Annotated in this window: 27 protein-coding genes, 1 tRNA gene and 2 pseudogenes; 18 read left to right on the forward strand and 12 right to left on the reverse strand. The window is 74.2% G+C overall.

All coding sequences use genetic code 11. The features are described 5' to 3' along the window. From PV343_RS24820 to PV343_RS24880, 13 genes and pseudogenes are all read left to right on the forward strand, one after another. Positions 1–823: pseudogene (locus PV343_RS24820) on the forward strand (ATP-binding protein); the annotation flags it as partial. Between the two features lie 77 nt (positions 824–900). After that, the gene (locus tag PV343_RS24825; protein ID WP_319149164.1) at positions 901–1344 is read left to right on the forward strand and encodes a roadblock/LC7 domain-containing protein; all 444 of its coding nucleotides are present in this window, start codon (positions 901–903) and stop codon (positions 1342–1344) included. 2 nt (positions 1345–1346) lie between these two features. Further along, entirely contained in the window at positions 1347–1718 is a 372-nt protein-coding gene (locus PV343_RS24830; protein WP_319149165.1) for a DUF742 domain-containing protein, read from the forward strand. Next, positions 1696–2295, forward strand: coding sequence for a GTP-binding protein (locus tag PV343_RS24835; RefSeq protein ID WP_133918900.1), 600 nt, complete (start codon positions 1696–1698; stop codon positions 2293–2295). The genes PV343_RS24830 and PV343_RS24835 overlap by 23 nt, the downstream gene beginning before the upstream one ends. Before the next feature lie 61 nt (positions 2296–2356). Continuing rightward, entirely contained in the window at positions 2357–2932 is a 576-nt protein-coding gene (locus PV343_RS24840; protein ID WP_319149166.1) for a GAF domain-containing protein, read from the forward strand. Positions 2933–3114: 182 nt separating this feature from the next. Further along, positions 3115–4143 (forward strand): L-threonine 3-dehydrogenase, encoded by a 1029-nt coding sequence (gene tdh, locus PV343_RS24845; protein WP_319149168.1) that lies wholly within the window; start codon positions 3115–3117, stop codon positions 4141–4143. 63 nt (positions 4144–4206) lie between these two features. After that, positions 4207–5406 (forward strand): glycine C-acetyltransferase, encoded by a 1200-nt coding sequence (locus tag PV343_RS24850; RefSeq protein ID WP_319149169.1) that lies wholly within the window; start codon positions 4207–4209, stop codon positions 5404–5406. 30 nt (positions 5407–5436) lie between these two features. After that, complete coding sequence (locus PV343_RS24855; RefSeq protein WP_319149170.1) at positions 5437–6339, forward strand: LysR family transcriptional regulator; 903 nt, start codon at positions 5437–5439, stop codon at positions 6337–6339. A gap of 46 nt (positions 6340–6385) precedes the next feature. Continuing rightward, positions 6386–6958, forward strand: a complete 573-nt coding sequence (locus PV343_RS24860) for a helix-turn-helix domain-containing protein (protein WP_319149171.1) — start codon at positions 6386–6388, stop codon at positions 6956–6958. Further along, positions 6955–7485 carry a GNAT family N-acetyltransferase gene (locus PV343_RS24865; RefSeq protein ID WP_319149173.1) on the forward strand — a complete coding sequence of 177 codons (531 nt, stop codon included), beginning with the start codon at positions 6955–6957 and terminating at the stop codon, positions 7483–7485. The genes PV343_RS24860 and PV343_RS24865 overlap by 4 nt, the downstream gene beginning before the upstream one ends. Positions 7486–7515: 30 nt before the next feature. After that, positions 7516–7875, forward strand: coding sequence for an MmcQ/YjbR family DNA-binding protein (locus PV343_RS24870; protein ID WP_319149175.1), 360 nt, complete (start codon positions 7516–7518; stop codon positions 7873–7875). A gap of 3 nt (positions 7876–7878) precedes the next feature. Then, positions 7879–8141: pseudogene (locus PV343_RS24875) on the forward strand (MFS transporter); the annotation flags it as partial. Positions 8142–8243: 102 nt separating this feature from the next. Beyond that, positions 8244–8320: transfer RNA gene (locus PV343_RS24880), tRNA-Pro, on the forward strand. A gap of 29 nt (positions 8321–8349) precedes the next feature. Here the strand turns inward: PV343_RS24880 and PV343_RS24885 are convergent. The 7 genes from PV343_RS24885 to PV343_RS24915 form a co-directional block, all read right to left on the reverse strand. Then, complete coding sequence (locus PV343_RS24885; protein WP_319149176.1) at positions 8350–9429, reverse strand: MASE1 domain-containing protein; 1080 nt, start codon at positions 9427–9429, stop codon at positions 8350–8352. Positions 9430–9519: 90 nt separating this feature from the next. Continuing rightward, positions 9520–10851 carry a PP2C family protein-serine/threonine phosphatase gene (locus PV343_RS24890; RefSeq protein ID WP_319149177.1) on the reverse strand — a complete coding sequence of 444 codons (1332 nt, stop codon included), beginning with the start codon at positions 10849–10851 and terminating at the stop codon, positions 9520–9522. Positions 10852–10966: 115 nt separating this feature from the next. Beyond that, positions 10967–11761 carry a hypothetical protein gene (locus PV343_RS24895; protein WP_319149178.1) on the reverse strand — a complete coding sequence of 265 codons (795 nt, stop codon included), beginning with the start codon at positions 11759–11761 and terminating at the stop codon, positions 10967–10969. 180 nt (positions 11762–11941) lie between these two features. Continuing rightward, positions 11942–12469 (reverse strand): NUDIX hydrolase family protein, encoded by a 528-nt coding sequence (locus PV343_RS24900; RefSeq protein WP_319149268.1) that lies wholly within the window; start codon positions 12467–12469, stop codon positions 11942–11944. Positions 12470–12511: 42 nt separating this feature from the next. Beyond that, complete coding sequence (locus tag PV343_RS24905; protein WP_319149179.1) at positions 12512–13660, reverse strand: amidohydrolase family protein; 1149 nt, start codon at positions 13658–13660, stop codon at positions 12512–12514. A gap of 2 nt (positions 13661–13662) precedes the next feature. Next, positions 13663–15066: a glutamine synthetase family protein gene (locus PV343_RS24910; RefSeq protein WP_319149180.1), complete on the reverse strand. Its 1404-nt coding sequence runs from the start codon at positions 15064–15066 to the stop codon at positions 13663–13665. 74 nt (positions 15067–15140) lie between these two features. Beyond that, a complete protein-coding gene (locus PV343_RS24915) occupies positions 15141–15950 on the reverse strand; it encodes an SAM-dependent methyltransferase (RefSeq protein ID WP_319149181.1) in 810 nt (269 codons plus the stop codon). A gap of 161 nt (positions 15951–16111) precedes the next feature. Here PV343_RS24915 and PV343_RS24920 point away from each other — a divergent pair, with 161 nt between their 5' ends. Then, the gene (locus PV343_RS24920; RefSeq protein ID WP_319149182.1) at positions 16112–16972 is read left to right on the forward strand and encodes a Cof-type HAD-IIB family hydrolase; all 861 of its coding nucleotides are present in this window, start codon (positions 16112–16114) and stop codon (positions 16970–16972) included. A gap of 28 nt (positions 16973–17000) precedes the next feature. On the opposite strand, the gene PV343_RS24925 is transcribed toward PV343_RS24920, so the two are convergent. From PV343_RS24925 to PV343_RS24940, 4 genes are all read right to left on the reverse strand, one after another. Further along, positions 17001–17804 (reverse strand): SAM-dependent methyltransferase, encoded by an 804-nt coding sequence (locus tag PV343_RS24925; RefSeq protein WP_319149183.1) that lies wholly within the window; start codon positions 17802–17804, stop codon positions 17001–17003. 200 nt (positions 17805–18004) lie between these two features. After that, positions 18005–18349: a DUF3140 domain-containing protein gene (locus PV343_RS24930; RefSeq protein ID WP_319149184.1), complete on the reverse strand. Its 345-nt coding sequence runs from the start codon at positions 18347–18349 to the stop codon at positions 18005–18007. 52 nt (positions 18350–18401) lie between these two features. Beyond that, entirely contained in the window at positions 18402–18887 is a 486-nt protein-coding gene (locus PV343_RS24935) for a Dps family protein (protein ID WP_319149185.1), read from the reverse strand. 80 nt (positions 18888–18967) lie between these two features. Next, positions 18968–19765: an alpha/beta hydrolase gene (locus tag PV343_RS24940; RefSeq protein ID WP_319149186.1), complete on the reverse strand. Its 798-nt coding sequence runs from the start codon at positions 19763–19765 to the stop codon at positions 18968–18970. A 158-nt stretch (positions 19766–19923) separates the two neighbouring features. Here PV343_RS24940 and PV343_RS24945 point away from each other — a divergent pair, with 158 nt between their 5' ends. The 4 genes from PV343_RS24945 (at position 19924) to PV343_RS24960 (ending at position 24568) form a co-directional block, all read left to right on the forward strand. Then, entirely contained in the window at positions 19924–21111 is a 1188-nt protein-coding gene (locus PV343_RS24945) for a thiolase family protein (protein WP_319149187.1), read from the forward strand. Between the two features lie 273 nt (positions 21112–21384). Further along, positions 21385–22896, forward strand: coding sequence for a long-chain-fatty-acid--CoA ligase (locus PV343_RS24950; protein WP_319149188.1), 1512 nt, complete (start codon positions 21385–21387; stop codon positions 22894–22896). A gap of 65 nt (positions 22897–22961) precedes the next feature. Continuing rightward, positions 22962–23753, forward strand: a complete 792-nt coding sequence (locus PV343_RS24955; RefSeq protein ID WP_319149189.1) for a sulfite exporter TauE/SafE family protein — start codon at positions 22962–22964, stop codon at positions 23751–23753. A gap of 65 nt (positions 23754–23818) precedes the next feature. Further along, positions 23819–24568 carry a cobalt-precorrin-6A reductase gene (locus PV343_RS24960; RefSeq protein WP_319149190.1) on the forward strand — a complete coding sequence of 250 codons (750 nt, stop codon included), beginning with the start codon at positions 23819–23821 and terminating at the stop codon, positions 24566–24568. Between the two features lie 27 nt (positions 24569–24595). On the opposite strand, the gene cobF is transcribed toward PV343_RS24960, so the two are convergent. Next, entirely contained in the window at positions 24596–25375 is a 780-nt protein-coding gene (cobF, locus tag PV343_RS24965; RefSeq protein ID WP_319149191.1) for a precorrin-6A synthase (deacetylating), read from the reverse strand. Between the last annotated feature and the right edge of the window lie 42 nt (positions 25376–25417).

The following is a 25417-nucleotide window of genomic DNA, read 5'->3' on the forward strand; positions in this document are numbered from 1 at the left end:
ACCGGGCACCACCGCCGCCGCCGGGACCGGCGCGGGCCGGCCCGGGACCTTTGCGGACGGTCCGGCCGCCGCCGAGGGCGGGACGCGGTCCGCCGCACAGGCCGGGACCGGCGAGGCAGGGGCCGGTCAGGCCGGGAGCGGTCGGCCAGGGCCTGGCCAGGCCGGGACCGGGCAGGCAGGGACCGGAGAGCCCGCGCCCACCGGCCGGCGGCGGCACGCGCAGCGCGGTCCGGCGCGCGGCGCCGCGGCCGACGGGCACGCGCGCAGCGGTGGCGAGGACCGGGGCGCCCCGCCCAGGCTCCCCGTGCGCGGCGCCCACGAGCAGCGGCCCAACCCCGCCGAGGCCGTGCCGGGCATCGGCGCGGACGACCGCCCCGCGGTCGAGGCCCACGCGGGCATCCTGCCCAGCCCGCGCACCGGCGCCGTGCGCGGCACCATGGACAAGCCCCGGCTGCCCCGCCGCCGTGCCCAGGAGCACATCGTGCCGCAACTGCGCGGCGGCCCGGCCCCCCGCCAGGAGGGCGAAACCGTGCCGGGTCACGACCCCGGCCTGATGGCGGCCTTCCAGCGCGGCATCGGGCTCGCGGAGGCGCAGCAGGGCGCGGAGCCGGCCGCGGCCCCGGCCGACGAGCGGCACCGGCACCCGGACCGGCGCGACCCGGCCACCCGCGACCCGGCCACCCGCGACCCGGCCACCCGCGACTCGGGCGCCGGCCTCCTGGAACCGGCACCTCCCCTCGGCACGCACCCGCCCCGCACGCACGCCCACGCACCCGCAACCGAGGGCACCGGCCGCACCGACGGGAGCGCACCGGCCGGATGAACGCCCTCACCAGCCCCGTACCCACCCCCACCCCCAGCGCTCCCACCGATCTTCGTAACCCAAGGAGTCGATCCACCATGGCGAGCGACGCGCCGACCGCACAGGCCTCCGACCTCGACTGGCTGCTGAGCGGCCTCGTGCAGCGCGTACCCCACACCGCCAGCGCGGTCCTGCTGTCCTGCGACGGACTGGTGAAGTCCGTGCACGGCCTCGACGCGGACAGCGCCGACCACATGGCGGCCCTGGCCTCGGGCCTGTACTCCCTCGGCCGCAGCGCGGGCGTCCGGTTCGGCGACGGCGGCGAAGTCCGGCAGGTCGTCGTGGAACTCGACTCGACGCTGCTGTTCGTCACCACCGCCGGGTCCGGCACCTGCCTCGCCGTGCTCGCCGGCCGCGAGGCCGACGCCGCCGTGCTCGGCTACGAGATGGCGATGCTGGTCAAGAGCGTGCGCCCCTACCTGGTGACCGCGCCCCGCAGGCACGCCGACGAGACCGCGGCGATCACGGCGACGAGGCCTTGAGCGTGGCCGCAGCCGGCGACGGGCCCTGGCTCGACGACGCGGCCGGACGGCTGGTGCGGCCCTTCACGGTCAGCAACGGCCGCACCGAGCCCACCATCGCGCTCGACCTGATGTCGCAGGTGATGGCCACCGGAGTCACCCCGCTCGGCTATCTCGGACCCGAGCACGCCCAGGCACTCGACCTGTGCCGCGCGCCCGTCCCGGTGGCCGAGGTCGCCGCGCACCTGCGACTGCCCGCGGTGGTCACCAAGGTGCTGCTCTCGGACCTCGTCGACTGCGGGGCGCTGACCACCAAACCCCCCGCCTTCCACCACATCCCCACGGACCGGTCCCTGCTGGAGGCAGTGCTCGATGGACTACGACGACAGCTCTGACCCGTTCCCGACCGCGCTGAAGATCCTGGTGGCGGGCGGGTTCGGGGTCGGCAAGACCACCTTCGTGGGAGCGGTCAGCGAGATCGCCCCGCTCAGCACCGAGGAGCTGCTCACCACGGTCAGCGCCGGCACCGACAACCTCGACGGCATCGAGAACAAGGTCGAGACGACGGTCGCCATGGACTTCGGCCGGATCACCCTCGACCCGGAGCACGTGCTGTACCTCTTCGGCACGCCCGGGCAGGAGCGGTTCTGGTTCATGTGGGACGAGCTGTCGGAAGGGGCGCTCGGCGCGGTCGTCCTCGCCGACACCCGGCGCCTGGACGAGTGCTTCGCGGCCGTGGACTTCTTCGAGGAGCGCGGCCTCGCCTTCGTCATCGCCGTCAACGAGTTCGACGGCTCCTACCGCTACGACCCGGAGGAGGTGCGCGCGGCCCTCGACCTCGACACCGGGATCCCGGTCGTGCGCTGCGACGCCCGCATCTCCAGCTCCGGTGTGCAGACCCTGCTCACCCTCGTACGCCATCTGATCGCCCACGCCCCGGCGCCCGCGCCGAGCCACGGCGCCCACATGTGATCCCGCCACACCGCACACGGAGCCGCCATATGAGGTACGCCCACAAGGACGGAGCCCGGTCATGAGCTACGAGCCGCCCCGTCCGGTCCGCGGCCTGCTGCTCACCCCCGAGGACAAAGAGGCACCCGCCCGTGTCTCCCGGCTGCGCCGGCTCGGCCTCGGAGGCCGGCCCGAGCCCGGCCTCGACGCCTTCGCGGACCACCTCGCCCAGCTCACCGGGGCGCCGTACGCCATGGTCAACTTCATCGGGGCGGACCACCAGTACTTCGCGGGCCTGCGCACCCCGCTCGCCGCGCCCGTGGTCCGGGAGGACGGCACCAGGCCCGAGGTCGGCCGGGTCATGCCGCGCGACCACGGCTTCTGCCCGCACGTGGTGGTCCGCCGCAAGGCGCTGGTGCTGGAGGACGTCCGGGACTACCCCCGCTTCGCCGGCAACCCGGTCGTGGACGACTACGGCATCCGGTCGTATCTCGGCGCCCCGGTCTTCGACGGCTCCGGCATGGCGCTCGGCACCGTCTGCGCCTTCGACGTGGCGCCGCGCGCCTGGGGGCGGTCCGGGCTCGAGACCATCAAGGCCCTGGCCACCGAGGTCGCCGTGCGCATCCAGCGGTCCGCGGACGACGGGCTGCCGATCTGAGCGGCGGCGCACCGCGCGCGTGGCCGCGGGGGGCGTGAAGGAAAGCTGTGGCGGCGGTTAAGAAAAGATCGATGGACCCCGGCTCGCGCGTACGGCAGATTGCACGGTGATTCCACCCCTCTGACCCGGTGCGGGCCCCTTCGGCACACGCGGCCGGGACCTCACCCACAGGAGCCGTAGCGTTGAAGGCGCTGGTCAAGGAGAAGGCGGAGCCCGGGCTCTGGCTCACGGACGTCCCGGAGCCCGCCATCGGCCCCGGTGATGTGCTGATCAAGGTCATGCGGACCGGTATCTGCGGTACCGACCTGCACATCCGGGCCTGGGACGGCTGGGCGCAGCAGGCCATCAGCACCCCGCTGGTGCTCGGGCACGAGTTCGTCGGGCAGGTCGTGGAGACCGGCCGGGACGTCACCGACATCCGGGTGGGTGACCGGGTCAGCGGCGAGGGCCACCTGGTGTGCGGCAAGTGCCGCAACTGCCTGGCCGGCCGGCGCCACCTGTGCCGTGCCACCGTCGGCCTCGGCGTGGGCCGGGACGGCGCGTTCGCCGAGTACGTCGCGCTGCCCGCGTCCAACGTCTGGGTGCACCGCGTCGCCGTGGACCTCGACGTCGCCGCGATCTTCGACCCGTTCGGCAACGCCGTGCACACCGCGCTGTCGTTCCCGCTGGTCGGCGAGGACGTCCTGATCACCGGCGCGGGTCCGATCGGCCTGATGGCCGCCGCCGTCGCCCGGCACGCCGGCGCCCGCAACGTCGTCGTCACCGACGTCAGCGAGGAGCGCCTGGAGCTCGCCCGGAAGATCGGCGCGACCCTCGCCCTGAACGTCTCCCGGTCCTCGATCGCCGACGGGCAGCGGGAACTGGGCCTGCGCGAGGGCTTCGACATCGGCCTGGAGATGTCCGGCCGCGCCGAGGCCATGCGGGACATGATCGCCAACATGACGCACGGCGGCCGGATCGCCATGCTCGGCCTGCCCGCCGAGGAGTTCCCGGTGGACTGGTCCCGGATCGTCACCTCGATGATCACCATCAAGGGCATCTACGGCCGCGAGATGTTCGAGACCTGGTACGCGATGTCGGTCCTGCTGGAGGGCGGCCTCGACCTGGCCCCGGTGATCACCGGCCGGTACGGCTACCGCGACTTCGAGGCGGCCTTCGCCGACGCGGCGAGCGGCACCGGCGGCAAGGTCATCCTGGACTGGACCGCGTAACCCCGCCCCTCGCGCACCCCTGCCTCGCGCATCCCCTCCCGCAGCACCTTCAGGAGCCCTGTCATGTTCGACTCTGTCCGCGACGACCTGCGCGCCACCCTCGACGAGATCCGCGCCGCCGGCCTGCACAAGCCCGAGCGGGTCATCGGCACCCCCCAGTCCGCGACCGTCGCCGTCACCGCCGGCGGCCGCCCGGGCGAGGTCCTCAACTTCTGCGCCAACAACTACCTCGGCCTCGCCGACCACCCCGCGGTGATCACCGCCGCCCACCAGGCCCTGGACCGGTGGGGCTACGGCATGGCGTCCGTGCGCTTCATCTGCGGCACCCAGGAGGTCCACAAGGAGCTGGAGGCACGCCTGTCCGCGTTCCTCGGCCAGGAGGACACCATCCTCTACTCCTCCTGCTTCGACGCCAACGGCGGTGTCTTCGAGACGCTGCTCGGCGAGGAGGACGCGGTCATCTCCGACGCCCTCAACCACGCCTCCATCATCGACGGCATCCGCCTGTCCAAGGCCCGCCGCTTCCGCTACGCCAACCGGGACCTCGCGGACCTGGAGGCGAAGCTGAAGGAGGCCACCGCGGGCGGCGCCCGGCGCAAGCTCGTCGTCACCGACGGCGTCTTCTCCATGGACGGCTACGTGGCCCCGCTGAGCGACATCTGCGACCTCGCCGACCGCTACGACGCGATGGTCATGGTCGACGACTCGCACGCCGTCGGCTTCGTCGGCCCCACCGGCCGCGGCACCCCCGAGCTGCACGGCGTCATGGACCGCGTGGACATCATCACCGGCACCCTCGGCAAGGCCCTCGGCGGCGCCTCCGGCGGCTACGTCGCGGCCCGCGCCGAGATCGTCGCCCTGCTGCGCCAGCGCTCGCGCCCCTACCTGTTCTCCAACACCCTCGCCCCGGTGATCGCCGCCGCCTCCCTGAAGGTCCTCGACCTGCTGGAGTCCGCCGACGACCTGCGGGTCCGGCTCGCCGAGAACACCGCCCTGTTCCGCCGCCGGATGACCGAGGAGGGCTTCGAGATCCTCCCCGGTGACCACCCCATCGCGCCGGTCATGATCGGTGACGCGGCCCGGGCGGCCCGCCTGGCGGAACTGCTGCTGGAGCGCGGGGTGTACGTGATCGGCTTCTCCTACCCGGTCGTCCCGCAGGGCCAGGCCCGCATCCGGGTCCAGCTCTCCGCCGCGCACTCCACCGAGGACGTCGACCGCGCGGTCGACGCGTTCGTCGCCGCGCGGGCCGAGCTGGAGGCCTGACCAGGGCGGACGCCCTGGAATAATGGAGGCATGATCGAGGCACGGCGGCTCCACATCCTCCGTGCGGTGGCCGACCACCGCACGGTCACCGCGGCGGCCGCCGCGCTCTACCTCACCCCCTCCGCCGTCTCCCAGCAGCTGACGGCCCTGGAGCAGGAGACCGGCCACCGCCTGGTCGAGCGCGGCGCCAAGGGTGTCCGCCTCACCCAGGCGGGGGAGATCCTGCTCAGCCACACCAACGCGGTACTCGCCCAGCTGGAGCGGGCCGAGGCCGAACTGGCGGCGTACGGCTCGGGGGAGGCGGGCACCGTCACCGTGGCCGCCTTCGCGACCGGCATCGCCCAGGTGGTGGCGCCCGCCGTGGCCCGGCTCGCCTCCACGGCGCCCGGCATACGCATCCGGGTCCAGGACGCGGAGGGCGACGCCAGCCTGCCCATGGTGCTGGACCGGCAGGTGGAGGTCGCCGTCGCCGTCGAATACCGGGGCGCGCCGGCCGCCGACGACCCCCGGCTCACCCATGTGCCGCTGTACGCCGAGCCGTTCGACGCGGTCGTGCCCGTCGGCCACCGCCTCGCCGACGCCTTCGAGGTCCCCCTCGCCGACCTGGCCAAGGACGTCTGGATCAGCCCGTACCCCGGCAACCCCTGCCACGACGTGGTCGTCCTCGCGTGCGAGAACGCCGGGTTCCAGCCGCGTTTCGCGCACTCCTCCGACGACTTCCGCGCCGTGGTCGCGCTCGCCGCCGCGGACGCGGGCGTCGCCCTCGTGCCGCGCTCGGCGCTGCGCGGCATGGACCTGGCGGGCGTGGTAGTCCGCCCGGTCGACGGCGTGGCCCCGACCCGCCGGGTGTTCGCGGCGGTGCGCCGCGGCGCCGAGGGGCACCCGCTGATCCGCCCGGTGCTGGACGCGCTGGGCGAGGCCGCGCAGGCGTGAGCCTTCGGTAACCCGCCCGTCTCATATCAGGGATAGCGTCCCGGACATGAGAAACGAGGGTCCCGATCCCGTCGACGCCCGCCTCGGCGCCCGGCTGGCCGAACTCCGGGCCGGCCGCGGCTGGTCGCTCGGGGAGCTGGCCGAGCGCAGCGGGGTGAGCAGGTCCACGCTGTCCCGCGCCGAACGCGCCGAGACCAGCGCCACCGCGGCCGTGCTCAACCGCCTCTGCCACGTCTACGGCCGCACCATGTCCCAGCTGCTCAGCGAGGTGGAGGCGGAACCCGCCCCGCTGGTGCGGGCGGCCGACCAGCGGGTCTGGCAGGACCCCGGCGCCGGATTCACCCGCCGGTCGGTGTCACCGCCGCACCCCGGCCTGCGGGGCGAACTGGTCGAGGGCCGGCTCGCCCCCGGTGCCGACCTCGCCTACGACCGTCCGCCCGTGCCCGGCATCGAGCAGCACCTCTGGGTCCTCGACGGCACCCTTGAGGTGACCGTCGACGGCACCAGCCACCCGCTCGGCGCGGGCGACTGCCTGCGGATGCGGGTCTTCGGGCCGACCAGGTTCCGCTGCACCGGGCCGGCGGCGGCCCGCTACGCGCTGGCGGTGGTACGGCCATGAGGGTGCGGCGCTGGGACGAGGAGCGGATCCGCCGGGGCAGCGACGGACTCGCCCTGCTGCTGGCCGACACCGTGGCCGGCGGCGCCTCGGTCGGCTTCCTCGCCCCGCTCACGCGGACGGCGGCGGACGCCTGGTGGCGGGAGCGGGCCGACGCCGTCGCGGCCGGCCGGCTGGACGTGTGGGTGGCCGTGGACGACACCGGCCGGCCGGCGGGCACGGTGAGCCTGGCCCTGCCCGACAAGCCCAACAGCCGGCACCGCGCCGAACTCGTCAAGCTGATGGTGCACCGCCGGGCGCGCGGCGGCGGCCTCGGCCGTCTGCTCCTCGCCACCGCCGAGCGGGCCGCCGCTGCCGCCGGCCTCACCCTCCTGCACCTGGACACCGAGACCGGCAGCCCCGCCGAGCGCCTCTACCGCTCGGCCGGCTGGACCCCGGCCGGCACCATCCCCGGCTACGCGGCGAACCCGGCCGGCGAGCTGCGCCCGACGACCCTGTACTACAAGCGCCTGGTCCCGGCCGCGAGGTGACTGTCAGTGCCGCGGGTTAGCGTGCGGGGCATGCCGGACGCCGAAGACGTACGCCGAATCGCCCTGTCCCTGCCGGACACCACGGAGAAGACCGCCTGGAACATGCCCACGTTCCGGGTGGCCGGGAACATGTTCGCCACGCTCCCGGAGGACGAGACGTCCATCGCCGTGCGCTGCCCCAAGGAGGAGCGCGACGAACTGGTGCTCGCCGAGCCCGGCAAGTTCTGGATCGCCGGTCACGAGGCCCAGTTCGCCTGGGTCAGGGCCCGGCTCGCCGCCCTGGAGGACGAGGACGAACTGCGCGACATCCTCGCCGACTCCTGGCGGCAGGCCGCGCCGCCCCGACTCCTGGACGACCACCCCGAGTTGGGCCTGCCCGGCGGCCGCTGAAAATTCCCCGGCGTCATGTGGGCGACCAGCGTGCAGACCCAGGTCCCGGCGGCGTCCTCAACCGCATCCACGCCTACGACGTGGCGGGCTCCCTGGCGATGATGCCGGTCGGCCGGGCCCTGGCGGGTCCGGCCGCCGCGGCCCTGGGCGCCGACCGGGTCCTGCTGGCGGCCGCGGCGGTCAGCCTGGTGGTGCCCGCGGTCATGCTCGCGGTCCCCGCGATACGAGGGCTCGTGCGGGCCGACGCCAGGGCCCCGGCCTCCTGAGCGGACCCGGTGCACCCGGGAAAGGGATGCGCGAGGACCGACCCGAGTGCGGTATTGTTTCCCTGCGCGTTTCGACCGGGGAAACCCCAGGTCAAACGGCACCGGGACGTGGCGCAGCTTGGTAGCGCACTTGACTGGGGGTCAAGGGGTCGCAGGTTCAAATCCTGTCGTCCCGACCAGCTCTCGCAGCCGGTCGGAGGCCGTCTTCTCAGGTATGAGGAGACGGCCTTTCGTCGCTTCCACTGGCCTGGCCGTCACCGCTCGGCCGGGTGCGTTCCGGGCCCCGCGGGGTCCCCGGACCCGTGCTCCCCGTGACCTCGTCGTCGGGGAGCACGGACTGCTGCTCGCTGGTGGCGATCCGGGCGACCATGTCGGCGAGCCGGCCGCACGCCTGGGCGATCTCCCGCTCCGTCTGGTTCCGCTCGCTGATGACGGCCGCGAGCAGCAGCGCGGTCAGCGCGGCCGACGCGTTGAACGCCTGCAGGGTGATCATGTTCGTGACCAGGTCGTGCCGGGCGAACGGGCCCTTGTTCCCGGTGGCGGCCATGATCGCGAAGGTCGACACGGCGAGCGCGCAGGGCGCGGCCCCGGCCAGCTGGAAGCGGAAGGCGGCCCAGATCAGCAGCGGGAAGCCCAGGAACACCAGGGGAGTGTTCGTGGTCTCCAGCAGCCCGACCCCGGTGGTGGCCGCCACCAGCAGGCCGGCCTCCAGCCACCGGGCCGCCGGCACACCCCTCGGCGGGCGCGCCCTGCTCAGGACCAGCAGGAACGGTGTGACCACCAGGACGCCCATCGCGTCACCGGTCCACCACACCGACCACGTCGGCCAGAAGGCGCCGGTGTGGAGCACACCGGCGAGGATGAGGGTCCCGGTGCCCACCGTGGCGCTGATGAGCATGCCGGGGAACGCGCCGAGGAAGATCAGCACGAGCGCGTCCCGCAGGCGGTCGAGACGGTTGCGGAACCCCGCCCGTCGCAGCAGCGCGTAGGAGCACAGGGGCGCGAGGGTGTTGCCCGCGGTGATCGCGAGCACGGCCACGGCCGACGGGCCCAGCGTGACGTTGGCCAGGAACGCCCCGAGCGCGATGCCCGGCCACAGCCGCGGCCCCCGCAGCAGCAGGGCGGCCACCGCGATGCCGCTCGGCGGCCACAGCGGGGTGACCTGCTTGCGCACGAGCTGCTGGATCAGCCCCGCCTCGGCCGAGCCGTAGTACAGCGCCGCGACGACACCGATCTCCAGGGCGGTCAGGGCGGCGCGCCGGTACCGTTCCTGCCGCGCGCCGGTCATCGGGCGACCTCCGTGTCGACATCGCCCCGAGAACCATCATCCGCCGGAACCCCGGGATCCTCCACGCCACCGCCGTACGGGGCGCCGAGGTCAGGCGGGCGGGGTGCGTACGGCCAGGATGGCCATGTCGTCGTGGCCGTCGCTCGGGTGGTGGTCGGCCAGGGCCCGGACCAGCTCCGGCAGGGGGAGCGAGGCGCTCGCCGCCACCAGCTCCGCGAGGTCGGCCAGGCTCTCGTCGATGGGGTGGGCGGGGTGTTCGACCAGCCCGTCGGTGAAGAAGACCAGCGTGGCGGCCGGGGGCAGCAGGCGGGAGTGGTCGGGGCGCGGCTGCTCGGGGTCGACCCCGAGCGGCAGACCCGGCTCCGCGAGCAGCAGTTCCACCTCGCCCTCGTCGGTGATCAGCAGCGGCGGTACATGGCCCGCGGTGCTCCAGTGCAGGCGCCGGCCCGGGCCCTCCGGTTCGAAGCGGGCGAGGGTGGTGGTCGTGACGGGGGCGTCGGTGAGGGCGGTCAGGGTGCGGTCGAGCTGGGTGAGGACGGCGCCGGGCGAACTGGTCAGGTCGAACAGCAGCGCGCGCAGCATGTTGCGGGTGGCGGCCATGGAGGCCGCCGCCTCGAGGTCGTGGCCGACCACGTCACCGATGACCACCGCCACCACGTCGTGCGGGAGCGGGATGACGTCGTACCAGTCGCCGCCGAGCTGACTGGGTTCGGCGGCGGGCCGGTAGATGGCGGCGGCGGTGAAGGGCCTGAGGTCGGGCACGACGGGCAGCAGGAGCCGCTGGAACTGCTCGGCCCCGACGCGCACCCGCTCGAACAGGCGGACGTTCTCGATGGCGATGGCGGCGGCCCCGGCCAGGGCGACGACCACGGTCTCGTCGTGCTGGTCGAAGGGCTGCCCGTCGCGCCGCTCGGCGAGGTACAGGTCGCCGTAGATCTCGCCGCGCACGCTGATGGCGACGCCGAGCAGGGTGCGCAGGCGCGGGTGCCCGGGCGGGAAGCCGGCGGAGGACGGATGAGCCGGGATGTCGTCCACCCGCAGCGGTTCGGGGTGGTGGATCAGATGGCCGAGCACGCCTAGGCCGCGGGGCAGCCCGGCCTCGGCCAGGGCGTCGCGTTCCCGCTCGGACAGGCCGGCGGAGATGAACTGCTCCAGACGGTCGCCGGACTCGTCCAGCACGCCCAGGGCGCCGTAGCGGGCGCCCACCAGCTCCATGGCGGTGGTCACGATCCGGTGCAGCACCGCGGGCAGCTCCACCTCGCGGCTGATGGCCACCACCGCGTCCAGCAGCCCCTGGAGCCGGTCCATGGAGGAGAGCAGGGAGCGCAACTGGTCGTCGATGCGGCCCAGTTCGGAACGCAGGCGCAGGTGCAGGGCGGGGAGCGACGGCTCCACCGGCGGTCTGCCCCTGTCTCCGGCCATGGAGCCTCACCAGCCGTCCCGATCGCCCGCTGTCGGATCGCCCGCTGTCCGTCCCGATGGCTTCGATTCTCCTCCGCACACGACGTCCGGCGCGCGGCGTGCGGGCGGAACGGCGTCAGGCGGTCCGCACGTCCCGGCGGGTCACCGCGAGGTGGCCGACCAGGGCGAGGATGGCCACCGTCCAGGACAGCGTCACCGGGCCGAGGCCGAGGCCAAGACCGCCCCGGTGCGGCTCCAGGGCCATCCAGTCGGCGATCGAGGCGCCCAGCGGGCGGGTGATGACGTACGCCGTCCAGAACGCGGGCACCGCGCCCAGGACGCCAGCCCGGTGGGCGAGGGCCGGGACCGAGATCGCCGCGCCGAACAGGACGGCCGAGCCCAGGTAGCCGAGGCCGACGGTCGCGGTGAGGTCGCCGGCGGCGGTGCCGAGCGCGAACGTGGCGAGGACGGCGGCCCAGTAGAACACCTCGCGGCGGCGGGTGCGGATGCCGTGGATCGACAGGGTCCGCTCCGCGGCGTACCAGAGGGCGAACACGGCGGCCAGGGTGATCATGAACAGGGGCGTCGAGAGGGTGTACGGGATGCCCAGGCCGACGTGCAGGATGTCGGCCGCCATCGTGCCGAACACGCTGACCATGACGATCGCCGTCCAGTAGATCCACGCCACGTACCGGCGGACGGCGAACTGGAGCACGAGCGCGGCCACGAGGCCGAGTCCGCCGAGACCGACCGCGGGGACCGGGCCGAGGAGGTGCGCCAGCCAGTCGGACGCGGTCTCGCCCATGCCGGTGGTGAGGACCTTGATGATCCAGAAGGAGGCGGTGACCCCGGGCACCTTGTTCGCGGTTCTCCGGACGCGGTCACGGGCATGGCCGCCGGGCCGGCGGTCGAGGACGTGCTCTGTGCTCATGAGCGGCACCCTCGCACGGGCGGCCGCCCTCTCCCCAGCCCTCTTTGCCAGGGCTTTGGTGCTTCTGGTGCAGGTGTTGCCCCGGCGGTCCGTGAGCCTGAACGCTGCCTGAACACCTCGGGGGAAGCCCTGGTCAGCGGCGTGACCGGCCTGATAGACAGGCCGGTCGGCCGCCGGTGGTCAGGACACCACGCCCACGTGCGCGAGCGCCTGCTTCAGCAGCGCTCCGTGCCCGCCCGGCATCTCGCCCTGCACCGCCGCCGAGGCGGCCTCCTGGGGGCTGAACCACACGAGGTCCAGCGCGTCCTGCCGGGGCCGGCAGTCGCCGGTGACCGGGACGACGTAGGCGAGGGACACCGCGTGCTGACGGGGGTCGTGGTACGGCGTGATGCCGGCCGTCGGGAAATACTCGGCGACCGTGAACGGCTGCAGCGAGGAGGGCACCCGGGGCAGCGCGACCGGGCCGAGGTCCTTCTCCAGGTGGCGCAGCAGCGCGTCGCGGACCCGCTCGTGGTGCAGGACGCGGCCGGAGACCAGGGTCCGGCTGACCGTTCCGTCCGGGCCGATGCGCAGCAGCAGTCCGATGCTCGTGACTTCGCCGCTGTCGTCCACGCGCACGGGCACGGCCTCGACGTAGAGGATCGGCATACGGGCCCTGGCCATTTCCAGCTCGTCCGTGGTCAGCCAGCCGGGCGTGGTTTCGGTCATGTCAGACATTGCTTGATCATACTTTCCGGGTGGGGCGCGCGCTCAGTCGCGGGCCGGATCGTTCTCGGGCAGTCCGTACAGTCGGCGGGCGTTGTCGCGGCCCGTCCAGGCCGCGATGCGCAGGGCGTCGGGCAGGCTCAACTCGTCTGCTTCGACCCGGGCTTGGAGCATTCCGGCCAGTCCCAGCCGGAAGGACAGCGCGCCCAGGTGGTGGAACTCGGCCACACCGTAGGCGTCGGAGCTGTACAGCAGTTTGCGGAACGGGGTGATCTCCAGTGCCTCCTCCAGCACCGCCCGGGAGCGAGCCGGGCCGGTGTGGTGCAGGGTCAGGCCGACGTCCAGGTAAACCCGCTCGAACACCGCGGCCAGGTAGGCGGCCTGACGGTGGTACGGCCAGCAGTGCAGCAGCAGGACCGGGACCGTGCCCGCCGTCAGGCGCAGCCAGTCGGTGAGCAGGGCCGGGTCGGCGTGGTGCAGCCGCAGGTCGGCGTCGCCGAAGCCGGTGTGCAGTTGCAGCGGCAGGCCCAGGTCGACGGCGGTCCACAGCAGGTGCCGCACCAGGACCGGGTCGGTCAGGCGTCCGCCGCTCGTGAGCCAGCGTCCGGCGGCCCGCGCCACCTCCGCGACCGCGGGGCGTGCGGGGTCGAGGGCGAAGCCGGTGCGGTAGGCGGCCACCGACTTCACGGCGACCACGCCCGGCCGGCGCACGGCGTCCTCGGCGGCGGCCCGGAACCCGGCCGCGTACGCGCCCGCCGCCACACCGCGCGCCGCCAGTTCCTCGGCGACCCGCTCGAGGCGGACCACCTCGTGGGCGGTGGCACCGGCCGCCTCGGCCAGGTCGGCGGGGGAGGTGCCGGGGTGCGGGGTGTATCCGGTGTCGACGCAGAGGGCCTCGACGTGCGCGGCGGTCAGGAAGCGCCGGTTGACCTCGTCGGGGCCGAGGGCGGAGCGCCGGGCCAGGTAGTCGGCGGCGGGCGCGTGCCGGGGCAGGTCGAGCAGGGGCGCGCAGTGCCGGCGCACGGCCACGCCGACCGGGGTGTCGAAGGGGGAGACGCCGGGCCAGGCCCCGCCCTCGGTGAGCAGCGGCTCGAACCGCCCGGGCGGCAGGTCGGCCGTGGACACGCCGTGGCAGTGGTGGTCGACCAGGGGCAGGGCCTGGAGGAACGCGTGGACCGGGCCGGTGGTGGGCACGGTCAGTACTTCCAGCGGTAGGCGGCCGCCACCCGCGCGTCGTCCAGACCCGCCACGGCCGCCGCCTCACCGAGCCGTACGGCGGTCACCGCGTCCGCCAGGACCGGGCCCAGCGCGGCCCGCAGCACCTGGTCGGCCCGGAACTCCTCGACGGCCGACGGCAGCGACCGCGGCAGCCGCCGCACACCGAGGGCGGCGGCCTCCTCGTCGCCGTAGCGGGCCGGGTCCCCGGTGATCTCCCCGGGCAGCGGCAGGGACGCCGTCAGCCCGTCGAGTCCGGCGGCGATGACGCAGCCCAGCGCGAGGTAGGGATTGGCGGCCAGGTCGACCGGTTTGACCTCCAGGTTCGCCTCCTGGTCCCGGCGGCCCGCGGTGCCCGTGACGACCCGCAGCGCCGCCTCGCGGGTCTCCAGGCCCCAGGCGGTGAACACCCCCGCCCACTGCGAGGGCTTCAGCCGCAGGTAGCTGGCCGGGCTCGGCGCGGTCACCGCCGTCAGGGCGGGCAGGTGGGCGAGGATCCCGGCCGCGAACGACTCGGCCTCGGCCGTCATGCCGTGCCGGCCCGTGCCGCCGGAGTGCAGGTTGACCCCGCCGCGCCAGCAGGACAGGTGGAGGTGGCCGCCGTTGCCGACCCCCTCGGCGAGCACGGCGGGCGCGAAGGAGACGCGCAGGCCGTGGCGCCCCGCCACCGCCCGGATCGTCTGCCGCACCAGCACGCTGCGGTCGGCCGCCGCCACCGGGTCCAGGGCGCCCACCGACACCTCGAACTGGCCGGCCGCGTACTCGGGATGGAGCTGGTCGACGTCCACGCCCTGGGCCGCGAACGCGGCGAGCAGGTCGGCGGTGAAGTCGCTCAGTTCCACCTGCCGGGTGGCGCCGTACGCCGGTCCGGAGGCCGCCGGGACGAACGCGTCGCCCGGTACGCTGCCGAGCCCGACCGACCACTCGATCTCGACGGCCGCCCGGAAGGCGAGCCCGTGCCGCTCGGCGGCGTCCGCGACGATCCGGCGCAGGAACGTCCGGGAGCAGCCGGGGTGCCGCTCGCCCTCCTGGGTGATCCGGTCCACCGGCGCCCAGGCCCAGCCCGGCTGCCCGGCCAGCGGCACCAGCCGGTCGAGGTCCGGGTAGAGCCGCAGGTCGCCGTCGGGGGAGCCGAGGACGTCGGTGGTGACGATCGAGTCGTCGGCGAGGAAGGTGTCGAACACCGGCGACATGCCGACGCCCCAGGACACCGCGGCCTCCAGGCGTGCCGTCGGGACGGTCTTGACCCGGCCGACGCCCGCGGTGTCCACGTAGGCCAGGACGATGCCGTGCACCTGCTGGGCGGCGAGGTCCGCGGTCAGCGCGGCGACCCGGCCGAGGTCGCCGGGGCGCCCGCCGGGCACCGGGTCGGCCAGGGCGGTCATACGTCCTCCTCGGCGTGAAGGGGGCGGCGAGGGCCGGGGCAGGGAGCACGGGCTCGGCCCCCGCGTGCTCGGGGTCAGGGTTTCACGGCCACCACGCCGTACTGCGGCACCGAGGCGGCGTCCGAACCGGCGCGCCACCGCGAGCACGGCACGAGCCCCGGCTCGACCGGCTGGAGGCCGTCGAGGAACGCGGCGATCTCGGCGCGGCTCCGGGCGGTGATCGGCGGGGTGGCGTTGGCGTTCCAGAACTCCATCGCCGCGACGTTGCCCTCGCCGCCCACCTCGGCGTCGAAGGTCGGGTGGGTGAGCACCAGGTGGCTGCCGGAGGGGACCGCCGCCATGACGCGCCGCACGATGTCCGCGGCCTCCGCGCCGTCCAGCACGAAGTTGAGGATGCCCAGCATCATCACGGCGACCGGCCGGTCCAGGTCCAGGGTGTCGGCGGCGCGCCGGACGATGGCGTCGGGGTCGCGCACGTCGGCGTCGACGTAGTCGGTGACGCCCTCGGGGGAGCTGGTGAGCAGGGAGCGGGCGTGCACGAGCACGATCGGGTCGTTGTCGACGTACACGATCCGCGACTCGGGCGCGATGCGCTGGGCGATCTCGTGGGTGTTGTCGACGGTGGGCAGCCCGGTGCCGACGTCGAGGAACTGGCGCAGCCCGCGCTCGGCGGCCAGGAAGCGCACCGCCCGCCCGAGGAAGTCGCGGTCCGCGCGGGCCACCGCCCGGATCACCGGGAACATCCCCGAGACCTGCTCGCCGACCCGCTGGTCGACCTCGTAGTGGTCCTTGCCGCCGATCCAGTAGTTCCAGACCCGCGCGTTGTGCGCCACGGTCGTGTTCAGCCGCGCCGGTCCGGCCGTCGGCGAGGGTTGCTCGGTCACGTGTCCGCCCTTCTCGCGCGCTCGTCCGCCGTCATTGTGCCGCCCCCTTGATCGCGCTGTCCCGGGAAACGCGCGGTGCGGTCTCCCCGCCACCCTCCGGGGCGTCCCGGAGCGTTTGAAACACTGGACTTCGTACCCCGTTCAACCACCGGAAGCAGGACATGCCCGCCACCCCCGCGTCCCTCCTCGAGACCCCCGCCCCGCCCGCCGCCCCCGCGGACATCCGGCTCGTCGTCACCGACATGGACGGCACCCTGCTGGACGACGCCAAGCGGATGCCGGACGGGCTGTGGCCCGTGCTCGCCGAGCTGCGCCGGCGCGGCGTGCTGTTCAGCCCGGCGAGCGGCCGCCAGTACGCCACCCTGGCCCGGCAGTTCGCCGACGTCGCCGAGGGCATGGTGTTCATCGCGGAGAACGGCACCTACGTGGTCCGCGACGGCGTGGAGCTCAGCTCCGACCCGCTTCAGCGGTCCGTCGCCGCCGACGTCGCCCGGACGGTACGGCGGCTCGCCGCGGACGGGGTCGACGTGGGCGCCGTGGTCTGCGGCAAGCGGTCGGCGTACGTCGAGCGGGCCGACGAGGCGTTCCTGGCCGAGGTGCGCAAGTACTACGTGGAGCACCGGGTCGTCGAGGACGTCACCGCCGTCGAGGACGAGGTGATCAAGGTGGCGCTGTTCGACTTCGGGCCCGTGGAGCGGACCACCGCCCCCGCCCTGGGGGCGTTCGCCGCCACCCACCAGGTCGTCGTCTCCGGCGAGCACTGGGTCGACGTCATGAACGGCACCGCCAACAAGGGTGCCGCGCTGCGCGGTCTCCAGCGCGAGCTGGGCATCACGCCCGCGCAGACGATGGTGTTCGGGGACTACCTCAACGACCTGGAGATGCTGGACGCCGCCGACTGGTCCTTCGCCATGTCCAACGCCCACCCGGAGGTCGTCCGCCGCGCCCGCCACCTGGCCCCGTCCAACAACGACAACGGCGTGCTGCGCACGATCTCGCGGGTCGTCGGGATACCGCTGTAGGCCGTACCGCCGGTCGTACCGCCCCGGGTCACCGGGCGGGCTTCACGCCCACCGCGCCGTACAGCGAGATCGGTCCCGCGGGGGCCCGGTCCTCCTCGGGCCGCCAGTGCGCCACCGACACGATGCCCGGCTCCAGCAGGTCCAGGCCCTCGAAGAAGGCGCCCACCTCGGTGTGCGAGCGGGCCACCAGGGTGACCCCGCCCGCCGCGTAGGCGGCGATGCCCCGGCGGACGTTGTCCGGTTCGAAGTCGGCCGTCATCGTCGACAGCACCAGGCAGCTCCCCGGGGCCAGCGCGTCGACCAGGGTCGCCACCAGGTCGTGGGCGCCGTCCTCGTCGGCGACGAAGTGCAGCAGGGCGATGAGGGAGAGCGCGACCGGGCGGTCGAGGTCCAGCACCGCGGCGGCCCGGTCCAGGATGGCGCGCGGGTCGCGGGCGTCGGCCTGGACGTACTCGGTCACGCCCTCGGGCGTGCCGCGCAGCAGCGCGGACGCGTGGGCCAGCACGATCGGGTCGTTGTCGACGTAGACGACGCGGGCGCCGGGCGTCACCGACTGGGCGATCTGGTGCAGGTTGGGCTCGGTGGGGATGCCGGTGCCGATGTCCAGGAACTGGCGGACGCCCTGTGCGGCCAGCACCCGGGTGGCCCGGCGCATGAACGCCCGGTTGGCCAGGGCGGCGCGCGGCGCGCCCCCGTCGATCGCCGCGATGCGGCGGCCGAGTTCCTCGTCGACGGGGTAGTTGTCCTTGCCGCCGAGGAACCAGTCGTACACCCGCGCGGGATGCGGGCGGGTGGTGTCGATCTCCTGGGCGGCCGGTCCGGTCCCCGTCACGTGTCGCTCCTCCGCTCGGCCGTCCCCGGGGGTGCCGGGGGGGGCGTGCGAGCAGTCTGACACGATCATGGGGGTGCGCCGGAGGCACTCTTCGGCCAGGTCCGGGCCGGATCGGCCCCGATACGGCGCCTGGCTGGGGCGGGTGGGTGCCGGCGGGGACGGGCCGGGCGCCCGTCCCCGTGCGGGCCGCGGTGTGCGGGCTACGGCTTGAGCGGGTCGTGACCCAGGGTCATCAGGCGGTGCCGGAGCCGGGTGTCCTCCTCGGTCTTCTCCGGCAGCGGCTCGTCCTCCACGTCCACCAGGTCACCGACCGTGTCCACGACCTTGTACATCACGCGGACGTCGTCGTCGGTCAGATCGGTACGGCGCTTCTGGAGGATGGCGAGGACGTGCTGCCCGGTGGGCGAGCCGGCCCGCTCGGGCAGCGGCTCGCTCTCCTCGTCCGCGTCCCGGACCCGGAGCCAGGCCGCCAGCTCCTGCGAGGTCATGTTCACCACGCGGTGGAAGTCCTCCCACAGCGCTTCGAGTTCGAGTGCGTCGGCCACGGGTCTGCCTTCCGTGCGGGGGTGGGTTTACGTTCGCGTGCTGCGGACGGCGTCAGCCGGCGTCGCCGGACCGGTTCTCCGCCTCGAACATCCAGCGCTGCTTCTCCAGGTCGGCGGTGATGGAGATCAGCAGGTCCTGGGTGACCGGATCGGCCTCCTCGGTGACCTTGATCCGCTCGCGCAGCCGGCCGATCGCCACCTCGAGGGCCGACACGGTCAGCTCCACCACCTCGGTGTCGCGCAGCCAGCCGCTCTTCGCGCCGGGCAGGGCGAAGGTGGCGGCGACGGTCTCGGGCCGGCCGTCCGGCGGGACGCCCAGCGCGGCGGCGCGCTCGGCGACCGTGTCGGAGTGGGCCCGGGCCGTCTCGACGACCTCGTCCAGCTGGAGGTGGATGGACCGGAAGCGCGGGCCCACGATGTTCCAGTGCGCCTGCTTCCCGACGAGCGACAGCCCGAGCAGGTCCACCAGGGTCTCCTGCAGGGCGGTACCGGTGACGCCGAGCGCCTCCTCGGACAGCGTGCTCCTCACCACGGTCATGGTGCGTACGTTCCCTTCCGTCATCCGACTTGCGTCCGGTGACGCGGGTGCCCGGTGCGTTCCGGAGCAAACGTCGCTGATCAGCCGGGCAGTACCCGGTCCAGGAAGGCGATCACCTCGGCGTGCACGGCCGCCCGGTCCGTCTCGTGGAACACCTCGTGCCGCGCCCCGGCGAAGATCCGTTCCGTCGCCCGGCCGCCGGCGAGGCGCTCCACCCCGATCCGGCTCCCCGGCAGCGGCACCAGCCGGTCGTCCTCCCCGTGCAGCCACAGCAGCGGCAGCGCGCCGATGCCGCCGCCCCCGGCGACCGTCTCCAGGGTCCGCACGAACGCCTGGAGCGTCGGGCGCTTCATCGGACCGTGCCAGACCAGCGGGTCGGCGGCGTAGGCGGCGCCCACGGCGGGGTCGCGGGAGAGCGCGGCCGGGCTGACCGGGGTGTCCGGGATCTCGTCCAGGGCGAGCAGCCGTCCGGGCAGCTCCCAGACGCCGATCACCGGCCCGGACAGGATCAGCGCGCTCAGCTCGGCGCCGTACCGCTGGGCGTAGCGGGCGGCGATCAGGCCGCCCATGGAGTGCCCGACCATGACGAGCGGCAGACCGGGGTGTGCGGCGCGGGCCAGGTCGGCCACCCGGTGCACGTCCCCGACCACGTCCTCGAAGTCCTCGATCACCACCCGCTCGCCGGCCGACCGGCCGTGCCCGACGTGGTCGGGGCCGTAGACGGCCGCGCCGTACCCGGTCAGCACGCCCGCCAGTTCGTCGTACCGGCCCGCGTGCTCCCCGTACCCGTGCACGACGACGACCAGCAGGCGCGGCGCCGGGTGCGGCCACTCCCGTACGGCGATCCGGTCGAGGACGTGCTCGCGGACCTCGGTCATCTCTCCTCCAGCGGTGGCGGCGAAGGTACCCGGGGGATCTTCCCAGGGAGCCGGTCGGCGGTCTATAGTTTAAAACTAGCAGTGCTAATTAAGTGGCGCTGTCACCCCAGCGTAGGTTTCGTGCTGATCCACAGCGTCGTCGGTCAGGAGTCCATGCCGTGCGTCCCGTCCACTTCGCGGCCGCCCGCCGCACCCCCATCGGCAAGCTTCGCGGCGCCCTGTCCGGCGTGCGGCCCGACGACCTCGCGGCGACCGTGATCCGCCACCTGGTCGCCGACGTGCCCGCGCTCGACCCGGCCCGCGTCGACGACGTCTACTGGGGCGCCGCCAACCAGGCGGGCGAGGACAACCGCAACGTCGCCCGCATGGCCGCGCTGCTGGCCGGCCTGCCCGAGTCGGTGCCCGGCGCCACCGTCAACCGGCTGTGCGCCTCCGGACTCGAGGCGGTCACCACCGCCGCCCGCGCGATCGCCGCCGGTGAGGCCGACGTCGTGATCGCGGGCGGCTCGGAGTCCATGAGCCGCGCCCCCTTCGTACTGCCCCGCCCCGACGAGGCCCTGCCGCACCGCATCGAGACCGTCGACACCCGGCTCGGCTGGCGCCTGGTCAACCCCGCCATGAAGGACCTGCACGGCCTGCTCTCCATGGGCGAGACGGCCGAGGAGGTCGCCGGGCGGTACGGCATCTCCCGCGACCGGCAGGACGAGTTCGCCCTGCGCAGCCACCAACGGGCCGCCGCCGCACGCAAGAACGGCCACTTCGACGACGAACTGCTGCCCGTCGAGCGCCCCGACGGCGTCACGGTCGACCAGGACGAGTGCGTCCGCGAGGACACCTCCCTGGAGAAGCTGTCCCGCCTCAAGCCGGTGTTCCGCGCGGGCGGCACGGTCACCGCGGGCAACGCCTCACCCATGAACGACGGCGCGGCCGGCCTCCTGCTGGTCAGCGAGGAGGCCCTGAACGAGCTGGGCCTGGAGTCCCTCGGCCGTTACGTCGCCGGCGCCTCGGCCGGCGTCCACCCGGACGTCATGGGCATCGGCCCGGTCCCCGCCACCCGCAAGGCGCTCGCCCGGGCCGGCTGGGACGTCTCCGACCTCGGGGAGGCCGAGTTCAACGAGGCGTTCGCCGCCCAGGCACTCGCCTGCGTCGACCAGCTCGGCATCGACCCGGACCTGGTCAACCTCAGCGGCGGCGCCATCGCCCTCGGCCATCCCCTCGGCTGCTCCGGCGCGCGCATCCTGACGACCCTGCTGCACCGGATGCGCCGCACCGGCGCCGACCGCGGCCTCGCGACCATGTGCGTCGGCGTGGGCCAGGGCAGCGCGGTGCTGGTCGAGCGGCACTAGGGCCTGGTGCGAAAGTGGCGGCTGCCGTACGACGCCCGGCACGCACTCTCGCCGCACCGCCCGAAAGCCCGAGTACGCCCAGTACGAGGACTTCCGGGCGGCACGCCGAGAGCACGCACCGGACGCCGCCCGGCCGCCCTGCGGGCGACGACGCCACTTTCGCACCAGGCCCTAGGACCGCCACTTCAGCGGCAGGCGCCGGCCGCACCAGCACGGGGGCCCCGGCAACGGGGATCGGTACACGAGTCGCAGCAAGAAACGGAGCACCGCCCCATGGCCTCCCTGTCCGTCGCCGCCGTCCTCGCCGAGAACGCCCGGCGCCGCCCCCACAAGACGGCCCTCGTCGAAGGCGATCTGCGGCTCTCCTTCGAGCAGGTCTGGCAGCGCTCCCTGTCCCGGGCCGGCGCCCTCACCGGCCTCGGCGTGCGGCCCGGCGACCGGGTCGCCCTGATGGCGCCCAACACCGCGGAATTCCCCGTCGCCTACTACGCGATCGCGGCGGCGGGCGCGGTCGTCGTCCCCGTCCACCTGCTCCTGACGCCCCCCGAGGTCGAGCACGTCCTGAAGGACAGCGGCGCCACCCTGCTCCTCGTGCACCCGCGGCAGGCGGCCACGGGCCGGGCCGCCGCACAGGCCCTCGGGGTCCGCGTGGTCGAACTGGGCGACGAACTGGACCGGCTCGCGGCCGACGCCCGCCCGCTGCCCACCTACGTCACCCGCGCCGCCGACGACCCGGCGGTCGTCTTCTACACCAGCGGCACCACCGGCGTCCCCAAGGGCGCCGTGCTCAGCCACTTCAACCTGGTCATGAACGCCACCGTCAACGCCTTCGACGCCAACGACATCCGCGCCGACGACATCGCGCTCGGCGCGCTCCCGCTCTTCCACGCCTTCGGCCAGACCGTCTCGCTCAACTCCACCTGGCGGGCGGGCGCCACCCTCGTCCTGCTGCCCCGCTTCGACGCGGCCCGCGCCATCGAGCTGATGGTGAAGGAGGGCGTCAACACCTTCCACGGCGTGCCGACCATGTTCGTGGCCCTCGCGGCCGCCGCCGGGGCCGCCGACGCCCTGCCCGAGCTGCGTGTGTGCGTCTCCGGCGGGGCCTCGCTGCCGGTGGCCGTGCTGGAGCGGTTCGAGGGCGCCTTCGGCGCGACCGTCTACGAGGGGTACGGGCTGTCGGAGACCTCCCCGACGGCCACCGTCAACCAGCCCGTCTTCGGCACCCGGGCCGGCACCATCGGCCACCCCCTGTGGGGCGTCGACGTGGAGATCGCCCGCGCCGAGACCGAGGACCGCGTCGAACTGCTGCCGCCCGGCGAGCTGGGCGAGGTCGTCGTCCGCGGCCACAACGTCTTCTCCGGCTACCTCGGCCGCCCCGAGGCCACCGCCGAGGCCCTGGTCGACGGCTGGTTCCGCACCGGTGACCTGGGCACCAAGGACGAGGAGGGCTTCCTGCGGATCGTCGACCGCAAGAAGGACGTGATCATCCGCGGCGGCTACAACGTCTACCCGCGCGAGGTCGAGGAGGTCCTGGCCCGGCACCCGCAGATCGCCCAGGTCGCCGTCATCGGCCTGCCCGACGAGCTGCACGGCGAGGAGGTCTGCGCCGTCGTCGTCCCCGCCGAGGGCACCGCCCCCGACGCCGCCGCCCTCACCGAGTGGTCCAGGGAGCACCTGGGCCGCCACAAGTACCCGCGCCGCGTGGAGTTCACCGACGCGATGCCGCTCGGCCCGAGCATGAAGGTGCTCAAGCGGGAACTGCGGGCCCGGTACGCCGGCGACTGAGCCCGTCCCGCGAGGCGGGCGGGTCCGTGGCGGCCCGGAGGCGTGCGCATAGCATCGGCCTGAGCATGAACACGATGACGCTCTGGCACATATCCGGCCGGGAGTTCGCCGCCCTGGCCTTCGCGGCGCTGCTCGTCGGCTTCTCCAAGACGGCCGTCAGCGGGGCCAACACGGTCAGCCTGGCGATCTTCGCGGCGGTCCTGCCCGCCCGCGCCTCCACCGGCGTGCTGCTGCCCGTCCTGATCGCGGGCGACGTCCTGGCCGTCCTCACCTACCGGCGGCACGCCCACTGGCCCACCCTGTGGCGGCTGTTCCCGGCGGTGGCGGCCGGCGTGGTCCTCGGCACGCTGTTCCTGCTGTGGGCCGACGACGGCGTGGTGCGCACCTCGATCGGCGCGATCCTGCTGCTCATGGCCGGAATCACGATGTGGCGGCGGCGCCGGGCCGCTTCGCCGGACGGTCCGCAGGAGCCGGACGAGCCGGCCGCGGTGACCACCAGGACCGGCCGGATCAAGGCACGCTCCTACGGCGTCCTCGGCGGGTTCACCACGATGGTCGCCAACGCGGGCGGCCCGGTGATGTCGCTGTACCTGCTCTCCGCGGGCTTCCGCAAACTCGGCTTCCTCGGCACGTCGGCCTTCTTCTTCCTCATCGTCAACGTGTCCAAGGTGCCCTTCAGCGCCGGACTCGGCCTGATCGACGGCCGCTCCCTGCTCCTGGACGCGGCGCTCCTGGTGTTCGTCGTGCCCGGAGCGCTGCTCGGCGGCTGGGCCGTGCACCGGATCGACCAGCGGCTGTTCGAGCGGCTGGTGATCGCCGCGACCGTCGTGGGCGGCGTACAGCTGCTGCTCCGCTAGCCGGCAGCCACCCTGCGGGCCACCCGGGCGGCGGACCGGCCCGTACGACCTCGTACGCTCAGCCCATGTCCCCGCACGTGCTGATCCTCGGCGGCACCGCCGAGGCCCGCCGCCTCGCCGCCGGACTCGCCGCCCGCCCGGGCGTCCGGGTCACCACCTCGCTCGCGGGCCGGGTCAGCCGCCCGGCGGCCCTGGCCGGCGAGCTGAGGACCGGCGGTTTCGGCGGCGCGGACGGCCTCGCCGACTGGCTGCGCGCGCACCACGTGGACGCCCTCGTCGACGCCACCCATCCGTTCGCCGAGACGATCACCGCGAACGCGGTCCGCGCCGCCGCGGCCACCGGCGTCCCCGCGGTCGTCCTGCGCCGCCCCGGCTGGCGTCCCGGCCCCGGCGACCGGTGGCACGAGGTCGCCTCCACGGCCGCGGCCGCCGAGGCGGTCTCCCGCCTCCGCCCGGGCAGCCGGGTCCTCCTGACCACCGGCCGCCTCGGCCTCGCCGCCTTCGCCCACCTGACGGAGCAGCACTTCGTCACGCGGTCCGTCGAACCGCCCGCGCCGCCCCTGCCCCCGCACACCGAAGTGGTCCTGGCGCGCGGCCCGTTCACCGTCGCCGAGGAGAGCGAACTGCTGTGCGCCCACCGCGTCGACGTCCTGGTGACCAAGGACAGCGGAGGCGAGGCGACGGCCGCGAAGCTGACCGCCGCGCGCGCTCTCGGGCTGCCCGTGATCGTCGTGCGCCGGCCCCCGCTGCCGGACGGGGTGAGCGCGGTGCCGGACGTGGCGGGCGTGCTCGGCCGGCTGGGGTTCGACGGCTGAGCCCCCCGGGGCCCGCCGCCGTGCCGGTCAGCCCTCGCCCGGACCCGGGTGCCTGCGCAGCAGGTACGTGTCCATGATCCAGCCCTTGCGCTCGCGCGCCTCCGCCCGCAGCCGCTCGATGCGCGGACCGGCCTCGGCGAGCGGCCCGGAGACGAGGATCTCGTCCGGCGTGCCGAGGTACGCCCCCCAGTAGATGTCGATGTCGTCCCCCGCGTACTTCCGGAAGGCCTGGTGCGCGTCCAGCATCACGACGACGTCGTCCACGCCCTCCGGGAAGCCCTCCGCCAGCCGCCGCCCCGTGGTGATCTGCACCGGCCGCGCCACCCGGTTCAGCCCCGTGCGGTGCCGGGCGACCAGCGAGGAGACGCTGCTGATGCCGGGCACCACGTCGTACTCGAACTCCACCGCGCCGCGCCCCAGCACCTCCTCCAGGATCCCCAGCGTGCTGTCGTACAGCGACGGGTCGCCCCACACCAGGAAGGCCCCGGTGCCGTCCTCGTCCAGTTCCCCGGCGATCAGCCGCTCGTAGATCTCCGCGCGTGCGCTGCGCCAGTCCTCCACGGCCGGCGAGTACGAGGCACCGCCCGCCGCGCGGTCCCGCTCGGGGTCACGGACCTCGGCCACACGGTAACCGCCCCCGGGCAGGTGTGCGTCCAGCATGTCCCGGCGGAGCCGGGTCAGATCACTCTTCACCTCGCCCTTGTCGAGCAGGAAGAACACGTCCGTGCTCCGCAGCGCCTTGACCGCCTGCAGGGTCAGCTGGTCGGGGTCGCCCGCACCGATACCGATGACATGAATCTTTCGCACGCCCCGAGTCTGCCGTATGCCTCCCGGCGTGGCTCCGGCGCC

Origin of the sequence: Streptomyces sp. WI03-4A (genome assembly GCF_033792105.1) — a bacterium.
GTDB lineage: Bacteria > Actinomycetota > Actinomycetes > Streptomycetales > Streptomycetaceae > Streptomyces > Streptomyces collinus_A.

What these genes read in the sequence shown, in the direction of transcription:
- PV343_RS24960 (WP_319149190.1), top strand. Translation starts at nt 23,819, where the DNA reads ATGTCCCCGCACGTGCTGATCCTCGGCGGCACCGCCGAGGCCCGCCGC.
- PV343_RS24895 (WP_319149178.1), bottom strand. Translation starts at nt 11,761, where the DNA reads ATGAGCACAGAGCACGTCCTCGACCGCCGGCCCGGCGGCCATGCCCGT.
- PV343_RS24935 (WP_319149185.1), bottom strand. Translation starts at nt 18,887, where the DNA reads ATGACCGTGGTGAGGAGCACGCTGTCCGAGGAGGCGCTCGGCGTCACC.
- PV343_RS24850 (WP_319149169.1), top strand. Translation starts at nt 4,207, where the DNA reads ATGTTCGACTCTGTCCGCGACGACCTGCGCGCCACCCTCGACGAGATC.
- PV343_RS24855 (WP_319149170.1), top strand. Translation starts at nt 5,437, where the DNA reads ATGATCGAGGCACGGCGGCTCCACATCCTCCGTGCGGTGGCCGACCAC.
- PV343_RS24955 (WP_319149189.1), top strand. Translation starts at nt 22,962, where the DNA reads ATGAACACGATGACGCTCTGGCACATATCCGGCCGGGAGTTCGCCGCC.
- PV343_RS24920 (WP_319149182.1), top strand. Translation starts at nt 16,112, where the DNA reads ATGCCCGCCACCCCCGCGTCCCTCCTCGAGACCCCCGCCCCGCCCGCC.
- PV343_RS24870 (WP_319149175.1), top strand. Translation starts at nt 7,516, where the DNA reads ATGCCGGACGCCGAAGACGTACGCCGAATCGCCCTGTCCCTGCCGGAC.
- PV343_RS24900 (WP_319149268.1), bottom strand. Translation starts at nt 12,469, where the DNA reads ATGACCGAAACCACGCCCGGCTGGCTGACCACGGACGAGCTGGAAATG.
- PV343_RS24950 (WP_319149188.1), top strand. Translation starts at nt 21,385, where the DNA reads ATGGCCTCCCTGTCCGTCGCCGCCGTCCTCGCCGAGAACGCCCGGCGC.
- PV343_RS24860 (WP_319149171.1), top strand. Translation starts at nt 6,386, where the DNA reads ATGAGAAACGAGGGTCCCGATCCCGTCGACGCCCGCCTCGGCGCCCGG.
- PV343_RS24835 (WP_133918900.1), top strand. Translation starts at nt 1,696, where the DNA reads ATGGACTACGACGACAGCTCTGACCCGTTCCCGACCGCGCTGAAGATC.
- PV343_RS24910 (WP_319149180.1), bottom strand. Translation starts at nt 15,066, where the DNA reads ATGACCGCCCTGGCCGACCCGGTGCCCGGCGGGCGCCCCGGCGACCTC.
- PV343_RS24825 (WP_319149164.1), top strand. Translation starts at nt 901, where the DNA reads ATGGCGAGCGACGCGCCGACCGCACAGGCCTCCGACCTCGACTGGCTG.
- PV343_RS24940 (WP_319149186.1), bottom strand. Translation starts at nt 19,765, where the DNA reads ATGACCGAGGTCCGCGAGCACGTCCTCGACCGGATCGCCGTACGGGAG.
- PV343_RS24840 (WP_319149166.1), top strand. Translation starts at nt 2,357, where the DNA reads ATGAGCTACGAGCCGCCCCGTCCGGTCCGCGGCCTGCTGCTCACCCCC.
- PV343_RS24885 (WP_319149176.1), bottom strand. Translation starts at nt 9,429, where the DNA reads ATGACCGGCGCGCGGCAGGAACGGTACCGGCGCGCCGCCCTGACCGCC.
- PV343_RS24890 (WP_319149177.1), bottom strand. Translation starts at nt 10,851, where the DNA reads ATGGCCGGAGACAGGGGCAGACCGCCGGTGGAGCCGTCGCTCCCCGCC.
- PV343_RS24865 (WP_319149173.1), top strand. Translation starts at nt 6,955, where the DNA reads ATGAGGGTGCGGCGCTGGGACGAGGAGCGGATCCGCCGGGGCAGCGAC.